This is a genomic window from Xanthobacter sp. BG11Y11_SDJG (assembly GCF_057364445.1).
Genome location: NZ_JBNFNU010000238.1, coordinates 1 through 6,610, shown reverse-complemented (window position 1 = coordinate 6,610; position 6,610 = coordinate 1). Strand labels below are relative to the sequence as shown.

The 6,610-nt window shown below is 71.2% G+C and carries 6 protein-coding genes and 2 pseudogenes; all 8 read left to right on the top strand.

Going from position 1 to position 6,610, the window contains the following annotated elements:
* Positions 1-119 precede the first annotated feature (119 nt).
* The gene (locus tag AC2W7M_RS17130; RefSeq protein ID WP_486133525.1) at positions 120-992 is read left to right on the top strand and encodes an FAD binding domain-containing protein; all 873 of its coding nucleotides are present in this window, start codon (positions 120-122) and stop codon (positions 990-992) included.
* Positions 989-1,510, top strand: a complete 522-nt coding sequence (locus AC2W7M_RS17125) for a (2Fe-2S)-binding protein (RefSeq protein ID WP_486133523.1) — start codon at positions 989-991, stop codon at positions 1,508-1,510. Before AC2W7M_RS17130 ends, AC2W7M_RS17125 begins: the two co-directional genes overlap by 4 nt.
* Complete coding sequence (locus AC2W7M_RS17120) at positions 1,507-2,736, top strand: xanthine dehydrogenase family protein molybdopterin-binding subunit (RefSeq protein WP_486133522.1); 1,230 nt, start codon at positions 1,507-1,509, stop codon at positions 2,734-2,736. The genes AC2W7M_RS17125 and AC2W7M_RS17120 overlap by 4 nt, the downstream gene beginning before the upstream one ends.
* Entirely contained in the window at positions 2,658-3,851 is a 1,194-nt protein-coding gene (locus AC2W7M_RS17115; RefSeq protein WP_486133520.1) for a xanthine dehydrogenase family protein molybdopterin-binding subunit, read from the top strand. The genes AC2W7M_RS17120 and AC2W7M_RS17115 overlap by 79 nt, the downstream gene beginning before the upstream one ends.
* Entirely contained in the window at positions 3,848-4,585 is a 738-nt protein-coding gene (locus AC2W7M_RS17110; RefSeq protein WP_486133518.1) for an enoyl-CoA hydratase/isomerase family protein, read from the top strand. Before AC2W7M_RS17115 ends, AC2W7M_RS17110 begins: the two co-directional genes overlap by 4 nt.
* Complete coding sequence (locus tag AC2W7M_RS17105) at positions 4,585-5,373, top strand: alpha/beta fold hydrolase (RefSeq protein WP_486133517.1); 789 nt, start codon at positions 4,585-4,587, stop codon at positions 5,371-5,373. The genes AC2W7M_RS17110 and AC2W7M_RS17105 overlap by 1 nt, the downstream gene beginning before the upstream one ends.
* 45 nt (positions 5,374-5,418) lie before the next feature.
* Positions 5,419-6,042, top strand: a pseudogene (locus AC2W7M_RS17100) (GntR family transcriptional regulator); the annotation flags it as partial.
* 73 nt (positions 6,043-6,115) lie between these two features.
* Positions 6,116-6,482: pseudogene (locus AC2W7M_RS17095) on the top strand (carboxymuconolactone decarboxylase family protein); the annotation flags it as partial.
* Between the last annotated feature and the right edge of the window lie 128 nt (positions 6,483-6,610).

Below are 6,610 nucleotides of genomic sequence, written 5' to 3'. Positions count from 1 at the left end.
GCCGCCGCGCCGCCGCCGCCCCCCGCCGCAGCACCGGCGCCCGCCATCTCGGTCTTCACGCTGATGTGGAAGTCGCTCGTAGGCCTCGTGGCATCCGCCTTTGGCAAGGGGGACCGCCGGTGAAGGCGGCGCGTTTCGACTATCACCGCCCGGCGACCCGCGCCGAGGCGCTGGACATGCTCCAGACCCTTGAGGGCGCGAAGCTCCTCGCCGGCGGCCAGTCGCTGGTGGCGATGCTCAACATGCGCTACGCCTTCGTCGACCACCTCATCGACATCAACCGGGTGGACGACCTCGCCGGCATCGCGGTCGGCGACACCGTGCGCATCGGCGCCATGACCCGGCAGCGCGACATCCTCGAAAATGGGGCCCTCAAGGCGCGCCTGCCCATCGTCTCGGCGGCGCTCAACTTCGTCGGCCACCTGCACACCCGCAACCGCGGCACCATCGGCGGCAGCCTCGGCCACATGGACCCGGCGGCCGAGCTGTTCGGCATCGCCACTCTGCTCGACGCCACCATCCATGTGGAGAGCAAGAGGGGGCCGCGCGATGTCGCCATCGCCGATTTTCCCCAGGGCTACATGACCCCGAACCTCGACCCGGACGAGATGATCGTCGGCGTCACGCTCGCGCCGCCGGCCGCCGGCCACGGCTGGAGCTTCCTCGAATTCGCCCAGCGCCACGGCGACTTCGCCGTGGTCGCGGTGGGCACGACGCTCGCGCTCGACGGCGCCGGCAAGGTGAATGACGCCCGCATCGTCCTGTGCGGCATGGGCATCGCCCCGCAGCGCCTCGCGGAGGGCGAGGCGCTGCTCGTCGGCACCGCCGCCGAGCCCGAGGCCATCGCCGCGGTCGCCGAGATGGCCGGCCGCCAGGAGGCCATGTCCGATGCGCTGGCGAGCGAGACCTACCGCCGCCACCTCGCCGGCGTCCTCACCCGCCGCGCCTTGACCGAAGCCCGCGCCCGCGCCAGCCACGGGAAAGTCCAATGAGTGCCGTTTCGATCCGCGTCACCGTCAACGGGACGCCCTATGAGCGGGCGGTGGAGCCCCGCACCCACCTCGCCGACTTCCTGCGCCACGACCTCGGCCTCACCGGCACCCATCTCGGCTGCGAGCACGGGGTGTGCGGCGCCTGCTCGGTGCTGGTGGACGGGCGCGCGGTGCGCGGCTGCCTGATGCTGGCGGTGCAGGCGGACGGCGCGGACGTGATCACCGTCGAGGGCCTCGCGCAGGCCGAGCGGCTGAGCCCGCTCCAGGAGGCATTCCGCGAGTTCCACGCGCTCCAGTGCGGTTTCTGCACTCCCGGCATGCTCACCACTTTGATGCAGATCCTGGAGGAGCATCCCGAGCCGAGCGAGGAGATGCTGCGCGAGGAGCTGTCCGGCAACCTGTGCCGCTGCACCGGCTATGCCGGCATCATCCGCGCCGCCCTCAAGGCCGCCCCGCTGCTCAAGGCGTGGAAAAACGAGGCCGCACGCGGCGCCTCGGCAAGGGAGAGCGCGGCATGACCACCCGCTTCTTCGGCGCCCCCATCAAGCGGGTGGAGGACGGCGCCCTCATCACCGGTGCCGGCCGCTTCACCGACGACATCCAGCTGAAGGAGACGCTGAGCACCGCCTTTGTGCGCTCGCCCTTCGCCCATGCCCGCATCGTCTCCATCGACGCCTCGGCGGCGAAGGAGATGGCCGGCGTGCACCTGGTGCTGACCGCCGCCGACTTGCCGGCGGCCTGGCGCGACAAGCGCCTGCCGCTCGATGTGCCGGCCCCAGCCATCCGCCATCCGCTCACCCAGTTCCCGCTCGCCGCCGAGGAGGTGTGCTTTTGCGGCGAGGCCGTCGCCGTGGTGGTGGCCGACACCCGCGCGCTGGCCGAGGACGCCGCCGAGCAGGTGCTGGTGGAGTACGATCCTTTGCCCGCGGTGGTGGACTGCCGCACCGCGCTCGCGCCCGAGAGCCCGCTCGCCCAGACCTCGGTGGCCGACAACCTCGCCGCCAAATGGGTCAACGAATACGGCGACATCGAGCGCGCCTTCGCCGGCGCCGCCCACGTCATCGCCGAGGACTATTTCCAGCATCGCGGCACCGGCTGCCCGCTGGAGCCGCGCGCCGTGCTGGCGCAGTACGACCGCGCCGGCGACAACTTTACCGTGTGGTCTGCCACCCAGGCGCCGCACGGCATCAAGCGCGCCATCGTCGAGATGTTCGACATCGCCGATACCCAGGTGCGGGTGATCGCGCCGGACGTGGGCGGCGGCTTCGGGCCGAAGCTGCTGACCTATCCGGAAGAGATCGTCATCCCTTACTGCGCCCAGGTGCTCGGCCGGCCGGTCAAGTGGATCGAGGACCGGCGCGAGCACATGATGTCCACCGCCCAGGAGCGCGACCAGCTCTGGAGCGTTAGGATGGCGCTCGACGCGGACGGCCGCATCCTCGGTTTGCGCGGCACGCTGCTGCACGACACCGGCGCGTTCCTGCCGTGGGGCATCATCATGCCCTACATCTCGGCCACCACCTTCCCCGGCCCCTATGTGGTGCCGGCCTACAGGCTCGACACCTCGGTGGTGTTCACCAACAAGATCTCCACCTCGCCATGCGCGGCGCCGGCCGGCCGCAGGCGGTGTTCGACGGTGGAGCGCCTGCTCGACCGGGCGCGCAGGTGCTCGGCCTCGACCGGGCGGAAATCCGCCGCCGCAACCTCATCCCGCCGGAGGCCATGCCCTACAAGGTGGGTCTGATCTATCGCGACGGCCAGCCGCTGACCTATGACAGCGGCGACTATCCCCAGTGCCAGCAGATGGCGCTCGACACAGCCGACTGGGCCGGCTTCGAGGCGCGACGCGCCAAGGCCCGCGCCGAAGGGCGGCATCTCGGCATCGGGCTTGCCAATTATGTGGAGGGCACCGGGCTCGGGCCGTTCGAGGGCGCCACCGCGCGCCTTCTGCCCTCGGGCCGCATCCTGCTGCGCACCGGCGCCGCCTCCCAGGGCCAGGGGCACCGCACGGTGCTGGCCCAGATCGCCGCCGACGCCTTTGGCGTCGAGGTCGACGAAGTGGACGTGGAGGTGGGCGACACCGCCTCGGTCTCGGTGGGCGTCGGCGCGTTCGCGAGCCGCCTGATGGTGAATGCGGGCTCGGCGGTCGGCACCTCCTCCCAGACGCTGGCGCTGAAGCTCCGGCAGATCGCCGCCGCCGTGCTCGACGCCGAGCTGGACGACATCGAGCTTTCCGGCGGCGTGGCGCGGGTCATGGGCTCCCAGGGCGGGCAGATCAGCTTCCGCGAGATCGCCAAGATGTCGTCCGGACGCCCCGGCTTCTCGCTGCCGCGCGGCATCGAGCCGGGCCTGGAGGCGACCAGCTTCTTCGCCCCGCCCCAGGCGGCCTATTCCAACGGCAGCCATGTGGCCGAGGTGGAGGTGGACCCGGAGACCGGCCTCGTGAAGGTGACGCGCTACGTCGTGGCGCACGATTGCGGGCGGGTCATCAATCCGCTGCTGGTGGACGGCCAGATTCAGGGCGGCGTCGCCCACGGCATCGGCAACGCGATTCTGGAGCGCATGCGCTACGACGAGGCCGGCAACCCGCAGACCACCTCGCTCGCCGACTATCTCCTGCCCGACGCCGGCAACGTGCCGAACGTGGAGATCGTCCACATGGAATCGCCCTCCCCGCTCAATCCCCTGGGCGTGAAGGGCGCGGGCGAGGGCGGCACGATCCCCGCCGCCGCCGCCATCGCCTCCGCCATCGAGGATGCGCTCTCGCCGTTCGGCGTGAAGATCCTCGACGCGCCCATGCTGCCCGAAACCATCGCCATGCTCGTGAAGGACGCGCAGGCCCGAAGGGACGCCCGATGACCGACACCGACGCCTTCACCCTCTCGCGCGACGGCGCCGTCGGCATCGTCACGCTCAGCCGCCCCGACGACGGCAACCGCCTGACCGCCGCCGAGGTGCGCGCGCTGGGCCGGGCCATCCGCGCGCTCGGCGAGGACCGGGACACCAAGGTGGTGCTGGTGCGGGCCGAGGGCGCAGCCTTCTGCCTCGGCCGCACGCCCGCTCCGCCCGCCGCCGCGCCCAAGAGCGCGCTTGCCGTGCGCGAGAACGTGACCCAGCCGATCCTCGACCTCTATGCGGACGTGCGCGCGACCCCGGTGCCGGTGATCGCCGCGGTGCAGGGCGAGGCGAAGGGCTTCGGCTGCGCATTCGTCGGCCAGTGCGACCTCGCCATCGCCAGCGAGAGCGCGGTGTTCTCCATGCCGGAGATGGACACCAACCTGCCGCCCACCCTCGCCATTTCGGCGATCCTCGGCAAGGTGCCGCCGAAGCGCGCTCTCCACCTCGTCTATACCCGCCGCCGGATCGGCGCCGCCGAAGCGCTCTCCCTCGGTCTTCTGAGCGAGGTGGTGCCGGCCGCCGACCTCGGCGCGGCGGTGGCGGCGACGCTCGCCGCCATGACCGACCGCACCCGGCCGTCGCTGTGCGCGGTGAAGGAATACATGTCGGTCGCGCCCCACATGGATCCGCACGCGGCGGCGCGCATGGCGGGCAACCTTCTGTCCGTGGTCCTGTCCTCTCCGGGAGACGCCTGATGCCCAAGATCGACGTCAACGGCGAGACGCTCGCTTTTCATCGCGCCGGCAAGGGGCCGCCGCTGCTCCTCATCCACAGCCTCGGCACGGGGGCCTGGATGTGGGCCGGCGAAATCGCCCACTTCTCGGACCGCTTCGACGTGATCGCGTTCGACGCGCGCGGCCACGGCGCCTCGACCCACAACGGGCCGGTGACGATCCAGAACATCGCCGCCGATCTCGTCGCCGCGCTGAAGGCGCTCGGCACCGGGCCGGCGCACGTGATCGCCATCTCCATGGGCGGGCCGATTGCCGCGCTCATGTATTCCAAGGCCCCCGAGGCGTTCGCGAGCCTCGTCATCGCCGACAGCTTCGCCCGCCAGGGCGAGGCCGGCGCGGCGCGCGTGAAGGGCCTGGAGGAGACCCTCGCCAAGGTCTCCATGCACGATTATGCGACCTCCTATGCCCAGGGCACGCTGCACCGGAACGCGCCGGCGCCCCACATGGAGGCGCTCGTCGCCAGCGTCGCCGGCATGAGCCGGGAGACCTATCTGGAGATCGCCCGCACGGTGTTCACCGCGGACGTGGCCGCGCTCATGGCGCAGATCGCCGTGCCGGTGCGCGTGGTGGTGGGCGCGCAGGACACGCGCACCCCGCCGGCCATGTCCGAGGAGATCGCGCGCCTCGTGCCGGGCGCCGACCTCAAGGTGATCCCCGAGGCGGCCCACCTCGCCAACCTCGACAATCCCGAGGGATTCCACGCGGCGATCGAGCCGTTCCTGGCCCGGCAGGTGGAGAAGATTGCATGATGGGCCACGGCAATCGGAGGACGCTGCCCGGCGGCGAATGAAGCGATGAACAAGCCAGTCCATGGTCTCGGTCCGGTCCGCCAGGAGGCCGCGCCGCTCCGGCGCAAGATCACGTCCGCGCTGCGGCGTGCCATCGAGACGGGCGCGCTCGCGCCCGGCAGCCGGCTGGTGGAGAAGGACCTGTGCGCGGAACTCTACGTGAGCCGCACCTCGCTGCGCGAATCCCTGCGCGAGCTGGAGGCCGAGGGCCTCGTCACCAACGGCTCGAAGGGCCTCGTCGTCACGGCCATTTCGCCCCAGGAGGCCCGCAACATCTATGCCGTGCGCGGGGTGCTGGAGGGCCTGCTGGTGGAGCAGTTCGCGCGCCATGCGGATGCCGACGCCATGGCGCGGCTGGATGTGGCGGTGGCCGATCTCGCAAGCGCCTACGCCGAGGGTGTGATCGAGCGCATCATCACCGCCAAGGCGGACCTCTACGAGGTGCTGTGCGCGGGCGCCGACAATTTCATCGTGCTCGAGCTGCTCTCGCGCCTCAACACCCGCATCAACCGCCTGCGCTTCGCCTCGCTGTCGCAGCCGCTCAGGGCCAAGGCCAGCATCGCCGAGATTCATGCCCTCGCCGCGGCGCTGAAGCGCCGGGACGCCGCGGAGGCCCGGCGCATCGCGCTTGCCCATATCGACACGGCGGCCGCGCGGCGCTCGGCGTCGGACCGAAGGACCCCGTTTCCGAGGAAGGACCCCCATGACCGACGATCTTTACGAAAAGGGCCTGAAGACTCGCCGCGAGGTGGTGGGCTCCGCCTATGTGGACAAGTCGCTCGCCGAGATGACCGAGTTCACCCGTCCGCTGCAGGAACTGGTGACGCGCTATTGCTGGGGCGAGGTGTGGAACCGCGAGGGCCTCTCGCGCCGCGACCGCTCCATCATCAACCTCGCCGCCATCTCGGCCCTCAACCGCCCGCACGAATTGAAGCTGCACGTGCGCGGCGCGCTCAACAACGGCATGTCGCCGGAGGAGATCCGCGAAGTCCTGCTGCAGATCGCCATCTATTGCGGGCTGCCGGCGGCGCTCCGACGCCTTCCGCATCGCCCGCGAGACCATCGACGAAGAAGAAGCCAAGAACGGCCTCGACCCCGCCGGGCGCCCCCCGCCCGGCCCGGCCCGACCTCATCATGTGACGGAAGCCGCGTCCGCCGGCCCCGCCCTCGTCCGCGCCCCTCGGAGCCCTCCGCCCGG